Annotated in this window: 16 protein-coding genes; 7 read left to right on the top strand and 9 right to left on the bottom strand. The window is 78.5% G+C overall.

Annotated elements, in window-relative coordinates; translation table 11 throughout:
* The 6 genes from WDV85_RS14425 to WDV85_RS14450 form a co-directional block, all read right to left on the bottom strand.
* Window positions 1-415 (bottom strand): DUF3040 domain-containing protein (locus WDV85_RS14425; RefSeq protein WP_339571282.1); only part of this gene is annotated, 415 nt, incomplete at its 3' end.
* 242 nt (window positions 416-657) lie between these two features.
* Window positions 658-1941 carry a DNA polymerase IV gene (dinB, locus tag WDV85_RS14430; RefSeq protein ID WP_339571283.1) on the bottom strand — a complete coding sequence of 428 codons (1284 nt, stop codon included), beginning with the start codon at window positions 1939-1941 and terminating at the stop codon, window positions 658-660.
* Window positions 1942-2112: 171 nt separating this feature from the next.
* Complete coding sequence (locus WDV85_RS14435) at window positions 2113-2994, bottom strand: class I SAM-dependent methyltransferase (RefSeq protein ID WP_339571284.1); 882 nt, start codon at window positions 2992-2994, stop codon at window positions 2113-2115.
* Window positions 2995-3188: 194 nt separating this feature from the next.
* Window positions 3189-7847 (bottom strand): PHP domain-containing protein, encoded by a 4659-nt coding sequence (locus WDV85_RS14440; RefSeq protein ID WP_339571285.1) that lies wholly within the window; start codon window positions 7845-7847, stop codon window positions 3189-3191.
* Window positions 7848-7850: 3 nt separating this feature from the next.
* Window positions 7851-8444 carry an SAV_6107 family HEPN domain-containing protein gene (locus tag WDV85_RS14445; RefSeq protein WP_339571286.1) on the bottom strand — a complete coding sequence of 198 codons (594 nt, stop codon included), beginning with the start codon at window positions 8442-8444 and terminating at the stop codon, window positions 7851-7853.
* Between the two features lie 9 nt (window positions 8445-8453).
* The gene (locus tag WDV85_RS14450; RefSeq protein WP_339571287.1) at window positions 8454-8849 is read right to left on the bottom strand and encodes a DUF6504 family protein; all 396 of its coding nucleotides are present in this window, start codon (window positions 8847-8849) and stop codon (window positions 8454-8456) included.
* 279 nt (window positions 8850-9128) lie between these two features.
* Between WDV85_RS14450 and WDV85_RS14455 the strand changes: the two genes are divergently transcribed.
* Complete coding sequence (locus WDV85_RS14455) at window positions 9129-9851, top strand: aminoacyl-tRNA deacylase (RefSeq protein WP_339571288.1); 723 nt, start codon at window positions 9129-9131, stop codon at window positions 9849-9851.
* Between the two features lie 54 nt (window positions 9852-9905).
* On the opposite strand, the gene WDV85_RS14460 is transcribed toward WDV85_RS14455, so the two are convergent.
* A complete protein-coding gene (locus WDV85_RS14460; protein WP_339571289.1) occupies window positions 9906-10226 on the bottom strand; it encodes a hypothetical protein in 321 nt (106 codons plus the stop codon).
* 137 nt (window positions 10227-10363) lie between these two features.
* Window positions 10364-11671 carry a thymidine phosphorylase gene (locus WDV85_RS14465; protein WP_339571290.1) on the bottom strand — a complete coding sequence of 436 codons (1308 nt, stop codon included), beginning with the start codon at window positions 11669-11671 and terminating at the stop codon, window positions 10364-10366.
* A gap of 166 nt (window positions 11672-11837) precedes the next feature.
* Here WDV85_RS14465 and WDV85_RS14470 point away from each other — a divergent pair, with 166 nt between their 5' ends.
* The 6 genes from WDV85_RS14470 to WDV85_RS14495 all read left to right on the top strand — a co-directional run bounded on the left by WDV85_RS14470 (window position 11838) and on the right by WDV85_RS14495 (window position 16525).
* Window positions 11838-12494, top strand: a complete 657-nt coding sequence (locus WDV85_RS14470; protein WP_339571291.1) for a hypothetical protein — start codon at window positions 11838-11840, stop codon at window positions 12492-12494.
* Between the two features lie 276 nt (window positions 12495-12770).
* Entirely contained in the window at window positions 12771-13580 is an 810-nt protein-coding gene (locus WDV85_RS14475; protein WP_339571292.1) for a hypothetical protein, read from the top strand.
* 227 nt (window positions 13581-13807) lie between these two features.
* The gene (locus WDV85_RS14480) at window positions 13808-14239 is read left to right on the top strand and encodes a hypothetical protein (RefSeq protein ID WP_339571293.1); all 432 of its coding nucleotides are present in this window, start codon (window positions 13808-13810) and stop codon (window positions 14237-14239) included.
* 598 nt (window positions 14240-14837) lie between these two features.
* Window positions 14838-14984 (top strand): hypothetical protein, encoded by a 147-nt coding sequence (locus WDV85_RS14485; RefSeq protein ID WP_339571294.1) that lies wholly within the window; start codon window positions 14838-14840, stop codon window positions 14982-14984.
* Between the two features lie 267 nt (window positions 14985-15251).
* Window positions 15252-15854 (top strand): hypothetical protein, encoded by a 603-nt coding sequence (locus WDV85_RS14490; RefSeq protein ID WP_339571295.1) that lies wholly within the window; start codon window positions 15252-15254, stop codon window positions 15852-15854.
* Window positions 15851-16525, top strand: a complete 675-nt coding sequence (locus WDV85_RS14495; protein WP_339571296.1) for a hypothetical protein — start codon at window positions 15851-15853, stop codon at window positions 16523-16525. The genes WDV85_RS14490 and WDV85_RS14495 overlap by 4 nt, the downstream gene beginning before the upstream one ends.
* 73 nt (window positions 16526-16598) lie before the next feature.
* Here WDV85_RS14495 and WDV85_RS14500 read toward each other — a convergent pair whose 3' ends face one another.
* Complete coding sequence (locus tag WDV85_RS14500) at window positions 16599-18002, bottom strand: Cpe/LpqF family protein (RefSeq protein WP_339571297.1); 1404 nt, start codon at window positions 18000-18002, stop codon at window positions 16599-16601.
* Window positions 18003-18058 lie beyond the last annotated feature (56 nt).

Here is an 18058-nt window from a genome sequence, read left to right on the forward strand (position 1 = left end):
CGTCGCGGCGCTTCTGCCACCGCTCCTCCATGCGCTCCATGAAGGAGCCGGAGGACCCGGGAGCGCCCTTGCCGCCGCGGCCGGTGCGGCCCGGCCGGCGCGCGGTGCGGCCGTCGCCCTGGACCACGCCGACGGGCCCCGGCGCCGGCGCACGGCGCGGGCTCGAGACGGCGTAGGCGGCTCCGGCCAGCATGAGGACGAAGGCGACGACCCCGACCAGCACCTGCTGGGAGGCCACGCCCACGACGAGGAGGAGCAGACCCACGACGATGCCCGCGCCGCCGAGCAGCAGGCGGCCGGCCGAGCCGCCGCGGCGGGAGGAGCCCTTCATCGCCGAGGCGAACTTCGGATCGTCGTTGAGGAGCTGCTGCTCCATCTGCGAGAGCAGGCGCTGCTCGTGCTCGGACAGCGGCACAGGACCTCCCCGGTGTGGCGGCGCGACCGCCACCAGCGGCGCGTCCGTGCACCAGAGTATGTCGCCGTCCGCGCGCTGGAAAGCCGGGTCTACCACGTCCTCCGGACGGCGTGGTCGAGCGTCGCACGGCGAGTCGTCGGCAGGTCCGCCCGGACCCCGCCCAGACCGTCCCCGAGCGCCCGCGCAGGCCCGTCGCGGCCTCGTCGGCCCTCGCCCGGGGCACGCCCGGGCGGGAGGGGGGGTCAGCGCGGGCGTCCGCCCGGGTCGCCGCGGCCGCCCCGCAGGAGGCTCGCGGACGTCACGCTGCCGCCGCCGAAGCGCGCCACGGCCCGGTCGGCGGCCCGGTCGGCCTCGCGCCAGCCGCGGTCGGGCTCGTCGAGCCGCATCTGGCGGTGGGCCGTGCCGGCGGGCGCCAGCCCCTCGACGCGCACGCCCACGAGGCGGATGCGGGCGCGGTCCAGCCGCAGGCCCTCCCAGAGCCGGCGCGCGGCCGCGTAGACCTCGCGGCTCACGTCGGTGCGCTCGTCGAGGGTGCGCGACCGCGTGATGGTCGTGAAGTCGGCGAAGCGGACCTTGAGCACGACCGTCCGCCCGACGGTGCCCGCGGCGCGCAGCCGGGCCGTGGTCAGCTCGGAGAGCCGCAGCACCTCCCGGAGGACCACCGCCTCGTCGTCGACGTCGGAGGAGAAGGTCTCCTCCGCCCCCACGCTCTTCTCGGGCGCGGACGGCACGACGGGTCGCGGGTCGCGCCCCCACGCGAGGGCGGCGAGGTGCGCGCCGCTCGCCTCCCCCAGGGCGCGCACGAGCGTGGCGCGCGGGGTGTGGGCGATGTCGCCGACGGTCCGCAGGCCGAGCCGCTCGAGCTGCTCCGCGGTGCGCTCGCCCACGCCCCACAGCGCCGACGCCGGCAGCGGGTGCAGGTAGTCGACGACCCGGTCGGCCGGGACCACGAGCAGCCCGTCGGGCTTGCAGCGGGAGGAGGCCAGCTTGGCGACGTGCTTGGTGGAGGCCACCCCCACCGAGCAGGTGACGCCCTGCTCGTCCTCGACGCGGCGGCGCACCTGCTGGGCGATCTCCCGGGGGCTGCCGAGGCGCCGCAGGGCGCCGCTGACGTCGAGGAAGGCCTCGTCGAGGCTGAGGGGCTCCACGAGGGGGGTCACGGAGCGGAAGACCTCCATGACCCCGGCCGAGACCTCGGCGTACCGGCGGTGCTGCGGCGGCAGGACGACGGCGTGGGGCGCGAGGCGGCGGGCCCGCCCCATGGGCATGGCCGAGTGCACCCCGAGGGCGCGCGCCTCGTAGGTGGCGGACAGGACGACGCCGCGGGTGCCGGCGCCGCCCACGACGACCGGCTGCCCGACGAGCTCGGGGAGGTCCAGCAGCGAGACGGACGCGTAGAAGGCGTCCATGTCGACGTGCAGGACGGTGCACCCCGTGTCGTCGGCGTCCGGGCCCGCGACGGGGGCGCCGCCGACCGGGTCGGCCCTCCCCGCCCCCGCGGTGCGGTCGAGCTGCGAGCGCCCCACGGGACCTCCTCTCGGCGACGTCCTGGTCCGACGGCCAGCCTGACGGCGGGGTGTGACGACGGGCCACGGCGGCGGGACTGCGGTGCGGCGGCCCCGCCGCACCGGCGGCCGGGACCTCTTCGGCGGACCTCTCGGGCGAGGGGCTCGGGCGGGTGCGCGCCGGGGACGGCGTCAGACGGGCGCGGCGTGCAGGTGGAGCTGCCCGGCCGCGCCGAGGAGGGCGGGGTCGGTGCCGGCGACCCTCTCGAGGTCCTCGAGCGCCTGGACGGCGGCGGGGTCGAGGGCCGACCCACCGCGGGGGGCCAGCGCCGGCAGCACCCCGACGCCGTCGGCGCGCAGCACGGAGAAGCCGGCGCCGGCGAGGAGCCGTCGGGCGCCGTCGGCGTCGAAGCGGCGCAGCAGGGGGTCCTGCGCGCCCCAGCGCCCGTCGGGGTCGAGCTGCAGGGCCCGCGCCTGGCGCAGGTGGCCGGAGGCCACGCGGGCGAGGAGGGCTCCCCCGCGGGCGGCGACGAGCGCGCTGAGGCGGCCCGTCGGCCGCAGCGCCCGCCGGCACGCGACCAGCGCGCGCCCCGGGTCGTCGACGACCTCGAGCACCCCGTGGCACAGCAGGAGGTCGACGCTGCCGTCGGCGACGTGGTCGGGCAGGTCCTCCGCGTCCCCCTGCACGCCGGTCAACCGGGCGCCGACCCCCACGTCGTCGGCCCGCCGCGCGAGGGCGGCGAGCGCGTCCGGGCTGGGGTCGACGACGACGACCTCGTGCCCCGCGGCGGCGAGGCGGACGGCGAGCCCGCCGGTGCCGCCCCCGAGGTCGAGGACGCGGGCGGGGGCGCCGTCGCGGGGCGCCGCGGCGGCGAGCAGGTCGTCGACGCCCTCGAGCAGCAGCGACGGCGCGGCGGACCGGGCGCCGCGGCGCTCGGCGCGCGCCTGCCCCGACGGCGGCGCGGCCGGGACCCCGGACGGGGCCCCGGACGGGGCCCCCGAGAGCGGCACGGGCTCGGTCACGGGATGGGCGTCGGGCCGGCGGTCGGCGCCGGCCGCTGCGTCAGCTGCCACGTCGGGGCCTCCTCCGGGTGGGCGCCCACCCACCCTAGTGAGGCCTCCCGGCACGGCGGCGCCCCGCGGACCTCGGGCGGGCGCGCCCGCGCCCCGCGGGCGGCGGACGGGCGCGGCGGCGCCCCGCGGGCGGCGGACGGGCGCGGCGGCGCCCCGGTGGTCGCGGGCCGGCGCGGCGGCGGGCTCGTGCGCGGTCACCGGCCCGAGCTCCCGGAGCTGGAGTGCCAGAGCTTGCGCGGCGCCCCGGCCGCCCCCCGGTCCTGTGCTACCCGGTCCTGGGCGGCGCGGTCGGAGCCCGCGGGTCCGCGAGCGGCTCCGCCCGGACGGCCGCCGCGGGCCATCCCGCGGGTGTCGCGCACGTCGCCCCCGGGCGGCCCGACGTCGCTGTACGGCGACTGCCGGAAGCCGCTGGCGTGGACGAGGACGCGGCGCGCCCTCGGGGCCCCCTCGGTGCCCGTGGCCCCCGCCCCGAGCCCGGACGCGGCCGCGGCGGCGGCCGCCTCCTCGGCCTCCTCCACGGCGGCGGCCGCGGCGGCCGAGCGCGACGCGACGGCCACGGCCCGGCGGAAGGCCGCGGCGGCCGAGCGCTCCGCCTCTGCGCCCGCCGCACGGCTGGGCCCGTCGTCGCGCAGCGCACCGTCGTCGCGCCCGGTGCCGACGGTGCGCCCGGTCCGCTGCTCCACGGCGACCCACCGGGCGGCGGCGACCGCCCCGGGGCGCGCCCGGTCCGGGGCCCCGGCCGCCACCGGCCGGGGGGAGCGCGAGCCCGCCGCGCCGACCACGGCGGCCTCGTCGTAGGCGGCGGCCTCCCCGGGGTCGGGGAGGGCCGCGAGGGCCTCGTGCAGCGCCCGGTCCCCGCCCGCGGACCAGGCCGCCCACAGCGCCGGGAGGTCCCAGGCGCCGGTGGCGCGCAGGGACACCCCGCGGGGGCCCGTGCGGCGCAGCACCCCCCGCACGACGAGCAGCCACGAGCCGAAGACCGTCGCGGCGCAGGGCCCCTGCACGTCCTCGAAGAACGTCGCGTCGACGGGGCCCGTCGAGTCGTCGAGGGTGAGGAACACCACCCGACGCCCTGAGCGGATCGGCGGCGTCTGCGTGGCCACCTTGACCCCGGCCACGAGCACCTCGCTGCGCGCGCGCCGCCCCACCAGCTCGCGCGAGCCGGTGGTGCCGAGCGCCCGCAGCAGCGGGGCGTAGAAGTCGAGCACGTGGGCGCTCGCGTCCAGGCCCAGCACCTCGAGCTCGGCGCGCACCCGCTCGGCGCCCGTCATCTCCGGCAGGCCGGACGGGGGCGCCTCCCCCGGGCCGCCGACGTCGAGCGCCAGCTGGACCTCGAGCGCGCCCGCGGCCGGGGCGGGCGCCGCCGCCCGCGACTGGCGGGCCGCAGCAGCGGCGACGTCGCCCCACCGCCCCGGTCCGGGCGGCCCGTCCGCCCGCACGGCGTCGCCGCGGGACCCCGGCCGCGCGGGCAGCGGTGCGGACGCCCTCCCCGGGAGCCCGGAGGACGCCACGGAGGACGCGGGCGGGCGCCCGGGCCGACGCCCGGCGCGGACGGCGGCCCGGTCGGCGCCGCGCGTCCACCGGTCGAGGTCGCCGAGCTGCAGCAGCAGGTCCCGGCGGGTGACGACGCCCCGGCGCCGCGCGGGCGCCCCGGGGCCCGTGCCGTGGACGGAGTCCAGCGCCCCTGCGAGCACGAGCCGCTCGGCGACGGGCCGGCTGGGCCGGGCCCGCTCCCACAGGTCCTGCAGGGAGGCGTAGGGCCGCCCCGCCACGATCCGCGCCACCTCGGCGTCGCTGATGCCCTTGACGTCGGCGAGGGAGAGCCGGATGCCGTACCCGCGGGCGTCCGGGACGGCCGCGTCGGTGCGCAGGGCGGCGCCCCGCCACGGCGGCTCGCCGTCCCGCCCGGGCACGGGGACGCGTGGCCCGTCGTCCGGCGCCGGCGGGTCGACGGCTCGCGCCCCGGGGCGGCGCGGGGCTGCGCGGCCCGCTGCGTCCCCGTCCTCCCCGGCCCGGTCCTCCCCGTCCCGCTCGCCCCCGTCCCGCTCGCCCCCGTCCCGCTCGTCCCCGTCCCGCTCGTCCCCGTGACGTCCGACCTCGACCCGCTCGACCCGGTACACGGCGTCGGAGGCGTTGACGTCGAGACCGAGCACGGCGATGCCGAGGTTGCGGGCGTCGTCGAGCACGAGCCGCTTGGGGTACATGCCGGGGTCGTGGGTGAGCACCCCGGCCAGGAAGGCCGCCGGGTGGTGGGTCTTGAGCCACGCGGACTGGTAGGTGGGCAGGGCGAAGGCGGCGGCGTGGGCCTTGCAGAACCCGAACGAGGCGAACGCGGCCAGCACCTCCCAGACCCGCTCGGCCTCGGCGCCGTCCAGCCCGCGGGCGGCCGCGAGGGGGAACCACTGCTCGCGCACCTCGGCCTGCCCCTCGCGGGTGCCGAGGCGCCGGCGGACCTCGTCGGCCTCGGCGAGGTCGACGCCCGTGGTGGAGGCCACGAGCCGGATGACCTGCTCGTGGAAGACGACGACCCCGCAGGTCTCCTCCAGCGCCGGGTCGACGAGGGGGTGCACCCGCTGCGGCGGGTCCCAGCCCTGCCGGGCGCGCAGGAAGGGGGTGATCATGTCGGACTTCACCGGTCCGGGCCGGAACAGCGAGATGTCGGTGACGAGGTCGGCGAAGTCCTGCGGCGCGAAGCGGCCCACGAGCTCGCGCTGGCCGGGCGACTCGATCTGGAAGCAGCCGAGGGTGCGCGCGGAGCGCACGAGCCGGTAGGTGGGCTCGTCGTCGAGGGGGACGGCGTCGAGGTCGATCCGGCCGGTGGCCGGGTCGAGGTACGGCGCGTCCTCGCCGTGCCCGCCGGCCGCGGCCGCGGCCGGCCCGTCGACCCGCTCGACCTCGGCGACGGCGTGGGCCATGGCGGACTGCATGCGGATGCCGAGGACGTCGAGCTTGAGCAGCCCGAGGACCTCGACGTCGTCCTTGTCGAACTGGCTCATGGGGAAGCCCGCCCAGCTGGCCTCGACGGGCGTGCGGTCCCCGAGGCCCGCGTCGGACAGCAGCACCCCGCAGGGGTGCAGGGCCACGTGGCGGGGCAGGGCGTCGAGGTCCTCGACGAGGTCGAGCAGCAGGGACAGGCGCTCGTGGCCCAGCCCGGAGGCGCGCAGCTCGGGCAGCTCGGCGATCGCCGCCCGGGCGTCGCGCGCCCGCACGTGCGGGAAGGACGTGGCGATGGCGCCGACCTCGGACGGCGGCATGCCGAGCGCCGCCCCGACGTCGCGGACGGCGTGGCGCACCCGGTAGGTGTCCATCATCGAGACGGCGCTGACCCGCTCGCCGCCGAAGCGCTCGACGACGCGGGCGTAGACCTCCTCGCGGCGGGCGGACTCGACGTCGACGTCGATGTCGGGCAGCTGGGCCCGCTGCACGGTGCAGAAGCGCTCCATGAGCAGGCCCTGGGACAGCGGCTCGACGCCGGAGACGCCGAGCAGGTGGTTGACGAGGCTCCCCGCGCCCGAGCCTCGCGCGGCCACGCGCACCCCGAGCCCGCGGATCTCGTCGCAGACCTGCGCCACGGTGAGGAAGTACGACGGGTACCCCAGCTGCCGGATGACGGCGAGCTCCTCCTCGAGCCGGTCGCCGACGCGGCGCAGGTGCGCGGCCGACGCCCCCGGGTAGCGGGAGCCCACGGCGCCCTCGCACCGCAGCCGCAGGGCGAGGTCGAGGTCGCCCTCGACGCCGAGGACCGAGGCCTCCGGCAGGTGCACCCGGCCGATGCCGAGGTCGGCCGCCGGGTCCAGGCGGCACCGCTCGGCGAGCCGGTCCGTGCAGCGCAGGAGGCCCGGACCGCCCGCCCCGCGGGCGGCCCGCTCCCCCGCGGCGCCGGCGGCCCGCTCCCCCGCGGCGCCGGCGGCGTCCTCGACGCGGGCGGCGACGTCGCGCATCTCCGCCGTGCCGGTGAGGTGCGCCCGCGAGCTCGTGCGGTCCAGGTGGCGCAGGTCGAGCGGCACGAGGCGCCGGGTGGCGTCGAGCACGTCGGCCGTGCGCGCCCCCTCGGGGCGGGCGTGGCGGACGGCGCCGGTGAGCACGGCGGGCAGCCCCGCGGCGCGGGCGAGGGCGAGCATGCGCCCGGCGTGGGCGAGGCTGCCCGCGCTGCCCGGGGGGCCGTCGTGGCAGACGACCTCGACGGCCAGCGAGCCCAGCGGCAGCGCGTCGTACCAGCGGGCGAGGACGGCGCGCGCGACGTCGTCGCGCCGGGCGAGGACGGCGCGGCCGAGCTCGGAGGCCGGGCCGAGCAGCACGGTGAGCGCGGGGGCCCCCGTGCGGGCGCCGGTGGCGTGCTCGGCGACGAGGTCGAGCGCGGTGACGGGCGCGCCGCGCTCGCCCCGCAGGTGGGTGGCCGAGACCAGCCGGCACAGCGCCGCCCACCCCTCGCCGGGGGCGAGCACCTCGGAGCCCGCCGGGGCCGACCGCCGGTGCCGGCGCCCGTCGGCGTCGGTGCCGCCCGCGTGGGCGAGGACGGTCACGCGGGGCAGGCGGGGGTCGACCGCCGCGCCGCCCCGCGCCGGGCCCCCCGCCGCCGCGCGCTCGCGCACGGCCCGGGAGGGGTCGGCCCACGCGGGCAGCCCGGCGGCCAGCCCGGACGGCTCGACCGCGAGGTCGACCCCGAGGACCGGCGCCAGGCCCGCCTCCGAGCAGGCCGTGACGTGCTTGACGGCGCCGTACAGGCCGTCGCGGTCGGTGAGGGCGAGGGTGTCGAGCCCCAGCTCGGCGGCCCGGGCCACGAGCGCGTCGGGGCTCGAGACCCCGTGCCGCAGCGAGTACCCCGACGCGACGTGCAGGTGCGGGAAGGGCACGGCTCAGCCCCCGCCGGCGCCGGGCGCACCGGCGCGTCCGGGCCGGGGGCCGGCCGCGACGAGCCCGACCGGCCCCGTCGGCACCGGGCGCGGCAGCCCGAGGACGTCGGCGACCACCCCGGTGAACGCCTCGGCGTCGCGCAGCAGGTCGTCCGCGTCGCGCGCGCTGACGACGCCGGTGCGGCCCGCCTCGACGGCGGCCCGGCGCGGCGCCCCGGCCGCGAACAGCAGCGCCCACTCGGCGAGCTCCGGGCAGACCCGCGGGAGCACCTGCCACACCCCGAGGACGGCGCCGCGCCGCGGGCGCCCCCGCACCGCGAGGACGGCGGCGGCGCTGCGCAGGGCCGCCAGGTGCGCGGCCACGTAGCGCTCGCCCGGGCTGCCGGCGGCGCGCGCGGCCCCGAGGCCGTCACGGGCGCGCGCCAGCAGGTCGGCCGCGGCGGCGGCCGGCCGGCCGGCGAGCACCGGCCCGGCCCCCCGGTCGGCGCTCCCGCCCCGACCGGTGGCCACCGCGCCGCGCACCGCCGCGCCCACCACGTCCGTCGCTGTCGTCCTGCTGGTCGTGCCCGTCCTGCCCGTCGTGCTCGTCGTCGTCACCGGGCCCCCTCAGTCGTCCACGCGGCGCAGGGTCCACCCGCCGGGCACGGCGGGGTCCTCGCGGCACAGCTCGTACACGCCGCTGCCGGCGGCCCGGCCGGCGCTGGCCTCGACCTGCCAGACCTCCCGGTCCAGCGACGGCGCCCGGACGGCCCGCGCGGCCCTCGGCGCGGCCGACCCGGCGGCCACCAGCACGGGCGCCTCCTCCGCGCGCTGGGGGTCCTGCTCCCACCAGGCCCGGCGCTCGTACCACCGGCCGAGGACGGCGCGCACGACGTGCAGCCGGCCGTGCCAGACGAAGGCCGCGGGCTGCTCGGCGGCGGCGCCGTCCGCGGGCTCGCCCTCGGACGCCCCCGCCCGCGGTGCGGTGCGGACGTCGACCTCGTCGTCGTAGGTGCGTGCCACGCTGCCCCCTCCGGCCCGGGCCCCGCTGAGCGGAGGCCCACCTCCTGTCGAACACCTGTTCGACGCACTGGAGTGAAGCGCGGCCCACCGACAGCCGTCAAGACGAGCCGGGGACACGCCGCGGACACCCGCGGGACACGCCGACAGGCCCGGACGACGACCTCGGCGAGGGCACGGGCGAGGGCACCTGCGCACGGACCACGGGCGCGCGGCGGGGACCGCGGCGCGTCGCACCCGGGCGGTGGCGGAGCCGGGGCCCGGCCCCACTAGCCTCCGCGCATGTCGCCGCCCGAGGCCGTCGCCGCCGGGACGCCGGGCGCCACGCCGCCGACGCCGCCGACGCCGTCGACCGCTGCGGCCGCCGAGGGCCCCCCGGCCCGCGACGACGTCGTCGCGCTCGCGGACGCCGACCCCCGCACCACGCGGGTGCGCCAGGCGCTCGCCGACGCGGGGGCGGAGGCGGACGTCGTCGTCCTCGACCACGTGGCCCGCTCCCCCGAGGACCTCGCCGACGAGCTGGGGGTCCCCGTCGGGGCGCTCGTGCGCTGCCACCTGCTGCTCGTCGAGGAGGAGGACCCGGCCGCGCCGACCGCCACCCGGTACGACGACGAGCTGGACGAGGACCCGCGGCCGCCGCTCGCCGGCGGGGCCGAGCGGCGCGGCGCCGGTGACGCCGAGGTGCCGGCCGTCCTCGTCCTCGCGCCCCAGCGGCGGCGCGTGCGCGCGACGGACGTGGCGGGGGCGGCGTCCGGCCTCGGCGTCACCGCCGTCCGCGCCGCCGCCCCCCACGAGGTGCTGGCCCTCACCGGCTGCGCCCCGGAGGACCTCCCGCCGACGGGCCTGCCGACCGACGCCCTGCGGGTCGACGTCGTCCTCGTCGACACCGCCCTGGGCGACCACGCCGTCCTGTGGGCGCCCGCGGGCCGCCCGGGCACGGCGATGAGCACCAGCTACGAGGAGCTGCTGCGCATCACCCTCGGGCACCCGGTCGAGCTGTCCTGACGCCGGCCCGGGGGTCGCGCCCCCCGGGCCGGCCGACCACGACCACGACCCGGGTCAGTAGCCGCCGCCCTGCTGGCCGTGGTGCTCCGGGCCGGTGTCACCGCTGACGGCTCCGTCGGTCGACGGCGCGTCCTCGCCCGCGAGGACGCCGCCCAGCGGGTCGCCGCCGGAGGTGCCCGTGGAGTCCGGCAGGTGGGTGGTCTCGTCCTGGTCCTCCGGCACCGAGCCGCCCCCGGAGGCGCGGGAGACGTAGTTCGTCTGCTCCCCCTGGACGGTCTCGACCTCCGCGTTGTCGAAGACGTCGACCTCGCGCGGCTCCTCCGCGCGGTCGCCCTCGGTCCCGTCGGCCCCGGTGCTGCCCGTCTGCTCGCTCACGCGTCCTCCTCGTCCCACCGGCGGGCGTCCGCCCGCCGGTGCCCCACCCTGGGCGCCCCGCCCGGGGAGCGCGACCCCGACGGGCACGGGACGAGGAGGTCGGCGAGCGGGGGCGACCAGCCGGGGGGGGAGGAGCCTCAGCCGCCGACGCGGTCGAGCACGAGCTCCGGGACGTCGGGGCGCGAGCCCTCGGGGGCGACGTCCACGGCGCCCTCGAGCGCCTCGCGGGCGCGCCCGAAGCGCTCCGGGGTGTCGGTGTGCAGGGTCATCAGCGGCTGGCCGGCGCGGACGGCGTCGCCCGGCTTGGCGTGCAGCTCGACGCCCGCCCCCGCCTGCACCGGGTCCTCCCGCCGCGCGCGCCCGGCCCCGAGGCGCCAGGCGGCGACGCCGACGGCGAGCGCGTCGAGGCGCACGAGGACGCCGTCGGCGGGCGCGAGGACGACGTCCGTCTCGCGGGCGCGGGGCAGCTCGGCGCCCGGGTCCCCGCCCTGCGCGGCGACCATGCGCCGCCAGACGTCCATCGCCCGCCCGTCCGCGAGCGCGTCGGCCGGGTCCACCCCGTCCACGCCCGCGGCCGCGAGCATCTCGCGGGCCAGCGCCAGGGTGAGGTCGACGACGTCGCGGGGGCCGCCGCCGGCGAGCACCTCGACGGACTCGCGCACCTCGAGGGCGTTGCCCGCCGTCAGCCCGAGCGGCGTCGACATGTCGGTGAGCAGCGCCACCGTGCGCACACCGGCGTCGGAGCCGAGCGCCACCATGGTCTCCGCGAGCTCGCGGGCGCGCCCGAGGTCCTTCATGAACGCGCCGGAGCCGACCTTGACGTCGAGCACCAGGGCGTCGGTGCCCTCGGCGATCTTCTTGCTCATGATCGAGCTGGCGATGAGCGGCACCGACTCGACCGTGCCCGTGACGTCGCGCAGCGCGTAGAGGCGCTTGTCGGCCGGCGCCAGGTCGGCCCCCGCGGCGCACACGACGGCGCCGACGTCCTCGAGCTGGCGGCGCACCTCGTCGGTGGACAGCGACGCCCGCCAGCCGGGGATCGCTTCCATCTTGTCGAGCGTCCCGCCCGTGTGGCCGAGGCCGCGCCCGGACAGCTGGGGGACGGCCGCGCCGCAGGCGGCGACGAGGGGCGCCAGCGGGAGCGTGATCTTGTCGCCGACCCCGCCGGTGGAGTGCTTGTCCGCCGTGGGGCGCGACAGGCCCGAGGAGAGGTCGAGCCGCTCCCCCGAGGCGATCATCGCCGCCGTCCAGCGCGCGGTCTCGGCGCGGGTCATCCCGTTGAGGAGCACGGCCATGGCGAGCGCCGACATCTGCTCCTCGGCGACGACCTCGCGGGTGTAGGCGTCGACGACCCAGTCCACCTGGGCGTCGGTCAGCGCCCCGCCGTCGCGCTTGGCGCGGATGACGTCGACGGCGTCGAAGGGCTCGGGCTGGGCGGCGGTCATGGCCCGGACCCTACGGGCGAGGCCCGCCCTCCTCACCCGGCCCCGCCCGGCGGCACCGGGATCCCCCGGCGGCGTCGCGGGGAGCCGTCGCGACGAGCAGCGCGAGCGTCTCCTCGTCGGGCTCGGCCCTGCAGTCGCGGGCGGTCGACGTCTACGGTGGCTGGCCGTGGGACGACCGGCTCGCCGAGCTCTGGGGGCGGCGCTCGCCGTGGTCGGCGTGATGTCGGTCGCGACCTGCGCCGGTCAGGAGGTGCCCGCCGGCTTCCCGGAAGCGGACGCTCTGCCCATCGAGGTCGAGCAGCTCGGCCGTGGCGTCGGGCCAGGTGATCTGGGGGACTGCCCTCCTGACGGCGAAGTCCTCTCCGAGCCCTCCTTCATCACGGGCGACGACGTCGAGTACGTCGGTGAGTCCGCTGTCGTGACGGTCGGCGTCTACGAGGTCCGGACCTCCGGTCCCCGCGAGGCCGTCGGGCGGCTCGCGGCATCGCCCGGGCCGTGCACGCGAGCTGACTTCGAGGTGCAGCGCGACGAGGCGTCCGAGATGGTCGTGGCCGACGCCGTGGACGTCGAGCGAGGAGCCGTCGTCGTCCTGAGGGCCGCGACGGGCGGGCTCGGACCCGGCGCCGAGGTCTCGCAGGGGTACCACCGCGCCGCCGTGGACCTCGGCGACGGTCGTCTCGTCGTCGTCACGGTCGCCACGTCGAGCGAGATCGTGGAGACGGGCCTGGTGGCGGCCACGGGAGCCGCCGTGGAGGCCGCACGCGGCGTCGACGGTCTGCCCGACGCCGACGCCCTGGAGCAGGTGCCGCCCGGGGTCCGGTGACGGCTCTGCCTGCCGCGCCGAGCCGGTCGTCGCGGCCGAGCAGGCTCGACGCGTCCTGCACGACCGCGAAGAAGAGCGGCTGGACCACGGCTCCGGCGTCGGCCAGCTGCGCCCGGGCACGAAACCCTCGCCGCGGGCGCGCCCGAGACCGTCGCCGCGCTCGCCCGGTCGGGTGAGCGGGGTGGCACGGGCGGTGGGCGGCCGACCGTCACCCACCGCAGGGCCGCCGGCCGGCAGTAGCGTCCCGCTGCGGCAGCACACGCATACAGGGGACCAGTGAGCACGGGCGGTGAGACCGTGGCGGTCGATCGGGTCGAGACGGTCGCGGCACTCGACGTCGTCGACGACCTGGCGGCGGCGTGCCGGAGCCGCTCCATGGCCGCAGGCCTCTCCGATCAACCCCTACGGCGACGTCTCCCAGGAGGACGGACGACGCGGTGCCTCGTCGGCGTCGCCGTGACGACGGCGCTCGCACTCTCGGGTTGCACGTCGGGCGGCGAGAGCGTGTCGACGCCCCCGCCGGAGTCCGCCTCGTCGTCACCGCAGCCGCTGGCTGACGAGGTCGCTGACGGTGCGGACACGGTCTGCGGCCTCATCAGTCGCCGGGACGTCGAGACCGCCGTAGGGGCCTCCGTCGACCGCGTCGACGGTGGCTACCGACCCCGTGCGGAGGGAGGTGCCTTTCCCGCGGGCGCCCCGTGCGAGGCCTACGCTGACGGAGCAGCCGAGGCCTCGCTCGAGGTCTTCGTCGTCGCAGGTCCCGAGAGCGTCGCCCAGGACGTCGCCCGCACGGCACGGGAGGGTCGCGCGGAGTTCAACTACCCCGTCGACGAGCTGCTCGGTACCGCGAAGCTCTCCGCGAGGGCAGGGGATGACGCCTGGGTCGCGCAGCTGCTGGTCAGCGCGAGTGGCGAGGACGGGAGCCGACGCCCCGCCCGCATCCAGGTGGTGCTCCGCCCCGTCGACGCTCGACTGCGTGACCCCGTGCGCGACGTGGCAGCGCTTGGTCGCCAGGCCGTCCACGCCTCCGGCATGGCGCCCCTCACCGGAGACGACGTAGCGCTCCTCGAAGAGGTGACGCGCTAGCCATGCCGCCAGGACGAGAGCCGACGGGCCTGCTGGACGGTCGTGCCGCGCGAGACCGCCGGAGAGGGCGTCGAGAGGTCGGCCTCGGACCGGCTCTGCTGGTCGCCGCTGCGGTCCTGGCCGCGTGCGGTGCCCCGGACCCGCCGGCCGGCTTCCCCTCCGGCGACGCACTCGGGCTGGACGACCTCCAGCGCATCGAGGACGACTCCCTCGTCACCACGGTCGGCATGTGCCCCGTGGGGGACGAGCCCTTCTCCTCCCTCAGCGCGACGAACGGCCGCCAGGTCAGGTACGTCGCCGAGCAGCGACCAGCGGTCGGCCTGTTCGAGCTGGGCGAGGGCCGGGTCGAGGAGGTCGTCGCTGTGGCGCGCGCCGCTCCGGGGGCCTGCTCGACACGGCAGGCTCGCCTCGAGCTCGACGAGGACGTGGCCGCGGCGGTCGCCTCCAGGGCAGGCCTCGACGCGTCAGAGGTCGTCGTGCTGACCGGCGAGGACGGCATCTCCCCGCCCGTCTCGGTGTACCGCAGAGCGGCGGCCGGCCTGGGTGACGGCCGGCTCGTCGTCGTCACGAGCGGTGACGTGCCCGACGGCCTCCTGGAGCAGCAGGTCGTCGCAGCCGTCGACAGCGCCCGTGAGGTCACCGGGGTGCCGAGACGCTGACGTCAGGTGCCGACGGCCGTCGCCCGCGCCACCGGTCCGGGCTGCCCGCCGTCGACGAGCGCCCGGCCCCACGTCGTCCGTCCGGGTGACCGGCGCTGCAGCAGGGGCCTCGGTCGTCGCCCTGCGCCCCCTCACCCGCGGGAGCAGCTCGGCGAGCGTCCGCCCCGGTCGGCGTCGAGGAGCAGGTCGGCGTCGCTGCTCCCCGCGCTCACGGCGACGCTCCGGCGCACCCCGGCGCCTCCCCTCTCGCGGGCTCGCCATGGCTCGCCGCCCGGGTCGGGAACCGGCCGTCAGCGGCGACAGCGGCCCGGGACCGCCCGGTCGGGTGAGGGCGGTGGCACGAGCGGTGCGCGCCCGCCCTCAGCCCTCCCCGGCGGCCGCGCCTGCACTACCGTCCCGCCCGGACGACACCGGCACCCAGGGGGACCATGAGCACGGGCGGCGAGACCCTCGCGGTGGGGCGGGTCGAGGTGGAGGCCGCCCGCGATGCCTCGAACGACGCGGCCGCGGCCCTCCGATGCGCGTGCGGGCCGCTCGCAGCGGCATCCCGAGGAGCCACGGCCGGCGCGGGTCAGCTCGTCGCGCAGCTCCCCCCGGGTTGGCCGCCGCCCTCGCGAGCTGGCAGGGGGCGCTGTCGGTCTGCTCCACCTCCGCAGGGCTCGTCGCCAGCAGCATCGGGCGCACCGGCACCGGCACCGACGTCAGCGCCGTCGACGTCGACGCCCGCACGGCCATCGTCCTGTGAGCGCCCACTACTGGATCGACGTCGACACCCAGACGCTGATGTCCGCCCAGGACCGCCTGACGCCGCACCGGGCTCGATGCCGGTCTGGCAGGGCGCGACGCTCCCGCCCGACGCCGAGCGCTTCGGCCGCGACGCGGGCGTCAGGGCGAACATCGACAGGGCCGCCGTCGAGCGGCTGCTCGGCGACTGGGGGCCTCGAGCACGGAGGCCGAGGTCGTCGTCGCCGCCGGCGTGGCGGCAGCGGGGCGGGACCTGATGCAGGAGGCCATGCGGTCCGAGCTGAGGGCCGACCGCGACGCGGGCGCCCTCCTGCTGAGGGGGGAAGCCCTGCCGTCACTGGGGGACGCGAGCCACACGCGCAGCGGGGCGCTCGCCTGGGTGATCGACCACGGCTTCGAGGAGCGCTCCGACCAGCACGCCCGGGAGCAGGCCCAGGCGAAGGCCATCTCCCAAGATCTCAGTGCGCTGTCCTCGACCCCTGTGTCCGGCCCTCTCGTGGGCGCCGGCTGGGGACTCGGGCAGGTCGTCTCCCAGGTGCAGCAGCGGATCGAGGACGTGGACTGGGGTGCCGACTTCTCGACCCTCTACGAGGACACGGCCACGGGCCTGGAGCGCACCTTCGTCGCCGACCTCTTCGCGACGGGCCTGGTCACCGAGGACTCCTTCGCGAGCGCCAACGGTCCTCCGTCCGTCACGACCTACGTCCCCCCTCCGCCCGGCGCCTTCGTCACCGTCGAGGGTCAGCGTCTGCTCGACCCGACGAGCGCTGCTCTACTCCGTTGGGCCGAGAAGGAGACCGACCGGCCCGGCGAGGAGCACGCCACGATCCCGTTCCACACCGCCTTCCCCCGCTACGTGAGCGACCAGTGAGACGTGGGCTCTCAGGGCGGGCCCTCGCTCTCGTCGTCGTCATCGGCGCGGTCGGAGGGTGCTCCTCATCGGCGACCCCGTCTCCTCGCGCCTCGGACCTCTCGACGCTCGGCGTCGAGCCGGATGGCGGTGGGGGCGGGGACCTGCTGTGCGGTGCCATCCCCGCGGACGCAGCCGAGCGCGTCACCAGCGGACAGCGCATCCTCGACAGCGACGGAGAAGTCCTGCGCTACCCCGACGGTGGCGTCGGGTCGGCGCGCTGCGAGGTCTACGTCAGCGGTCAGCAGGCACCCGCCATCCGCCTGGTGCTCAACACCGCAGTCGCCGGGGGGCAGGACGCGGTGCTCCGAGCGTCCAGCGGGGGCAACGAGCCGCTGCCCGAGGCTGAAGGCATCGGCTACGTCGGGACGGGCGAGGCCGAGCCGGAGAGCGAGGGAGGTGCACCTCTGCGCACGGCAGGGGGTGAGCTCCTCGTCGAGACCCAGGTGCCCAACTCGGACGCGCCGTTGCGGATCCTCATCGAGGTGAAGGTGACGGCGACCGGACGTGACCAGGCCGACGACGTCGCGGCCCTCCTCGGCCAGGTCCGACGCAGCCTCGACCTCGTGCCCCTCATGGAGCTCCCCGCCGACGTGAGCAGCCGGACGGCCTCGGCGGGTCCGAGTCGCTGACTGCTCGCCGGACGAGCGCCTGCGGAGCTGACCACGCTCAGCGCGGACTTCGGTCGTCCCGCACGTACCGCCGTCAGCTCTGCAGCAGCGCCAGCGCGTCCTGCACCACTGCGAGGAACAGCGGCTGGTCCACCGCCCCGCCGTCCGCCGCCTGCGCGACGAGCACGAGCTGCTCGCCGTCGGCGCGCTCGAGGTACCACGACGCCGCGAGGACGCCGGGGGCGCTGCCGCCCTTGAAGGCGGCGTAGTCCCAGACGTCCTCGTCGAGCGGGAGGCCGGGGTTCTCGGCGAGCACCTCGCGCACCGGCTCGAGGCCGGGCCGCTCGGCCAGCTCCTGCAGGCCGACGTGCGCGCGGCAGACGTCCTGCGCCGAGGCCCGCCACCCGACGTCCCGCTGCCACACCGGCGTCGCGACGTCGGCGGCCTCGACCCCGCCGAGGTCCGGCGGCAGCTCGGCGAGGAGCTCGCGCCGCTCGGCGACGTCCGCGTCGGGCCACCGCTCGAGCAGCTCGGGCGCGCCCCACCCGAGGGTGAAGACCTCGCGCGTGGTCGGGAAGGGCACGAGGCCCGAGGGGTCCTGTCCCTGAGCCTGCTGAGCGCCGAGCGCGGTCACGGCCGCCTCGACGGCCGGGCGCCCCACCGTCGTCGCCAGCAGGTCCGCCGCCGTGTTGTCGCTGATGGCGATCATGCCGCCGGCCGCCTCGCGCACGCTGACGGCGGCGCCCTCCGGGGCGTCCTGCAGCTCGCCCGACGGGAGGCTCCGGACGTCGTCGGTCACCTCGAGGTCCTCGTCCCACGCCAGCGACCCGTCCTCGACCGCGGCGGCGACGGCCCCGAGCACGTAGAGCTTGAAGACCGAGGCCAGGGGCGCCGGCTCGTCGGCCGCGACGACGGCGGCCGGGGCGACCGGCACGCACGCGCCGTCCTCGACCCGGGCGGCCAGCAGGTGGGTCTCCTCGGCCAAGCCCGCCAGGTCGTCGGCCACCTCGCTCCACGACGTGGCCGCCTCCCGACCCGCGACCGTGTCCTCGGTGAAGAGGAGGCCGCCGATGACGCCGTCGGCGTCGACGACCACCTGCATCCGGTAGGCCGTGCCCGACCCCGTCGCCAGGGACACCAGGGCCTCGGTGTCCGAGCCGTCGACGGCCGTCGGCGTCCACGGACCCAGCGCCCGCAGCCCGTCGAAGACCTCGGACACCGGCGTCGCGCCGAGCTGGTCGAGGAAGCCGGGCGAGAAGCGCTGCCGCGCCTCCTCGGGCGTCGGCCCCCCACCGGCCGCCAGCTGGTCGAGCACCCACCCGGCCGCCTCGCCGACGGGCGTGCCGGGCAGCGCCACCGCCGACGGGCTCGCCGCCGGCGTCGACGGCGCACCGGTCGCCCCGCTCCCCGGCTCCGACCCGCCCGTGCACCCCGCCGAGACCAGCGCCAGGAGCGCCACCGGTGCCGCCGCGCGCGTCGTCCTCCCCCGTCGCACCACGCCCCCACCGTCGCACGCATCGACGGAGCACCCCACCGGCGACCTGGTCGGGGGGT

Origin of the sequence: Pseudokineococcus sp. 5B2Z-1 (assembly GCF_037482305.1) — a bacterium.
Taxonomy (GTDB): domain Bacteria; phylum Actinomycetota; class Actinomycetes; order Actinomycetales; family Quadrisphaeraceae; genus Pseudokineococcus.

Bases quoted from the DNA above. Each gene is read 5' to 3' on its own strand.
- WDV85_RS14455 (WP_339571288.1), top strand. From the start codon at position 9,129: ATGTCGCCGCCCGAGGCCGTCGCCGCCGGGACGCCGGGCGCCACGCCG.
- WDV85_RS14465 (WP_339571290.1), bottom strand. From the start codon at position 11,671: ATGACCGCCGCCCAGCCCGAGCCCTTCGACGCCGTCGACGTCATCCGC.
- WDV85_RS14480 (WP_339571293.1), top strand. From the start codon at position 13,808: ATGTGCCCCGTGGGGGACGAGCCCTTCTCCTCCCTCAGCGCGACGAAC.
- WDV85_RS14490 (WP_339571295.1), top strand. From the start codon at position 15,252: ATGCGGTCCGAGCTGAGGGCCGACCGCGACGCGGGCGCCCTCCTGCTG.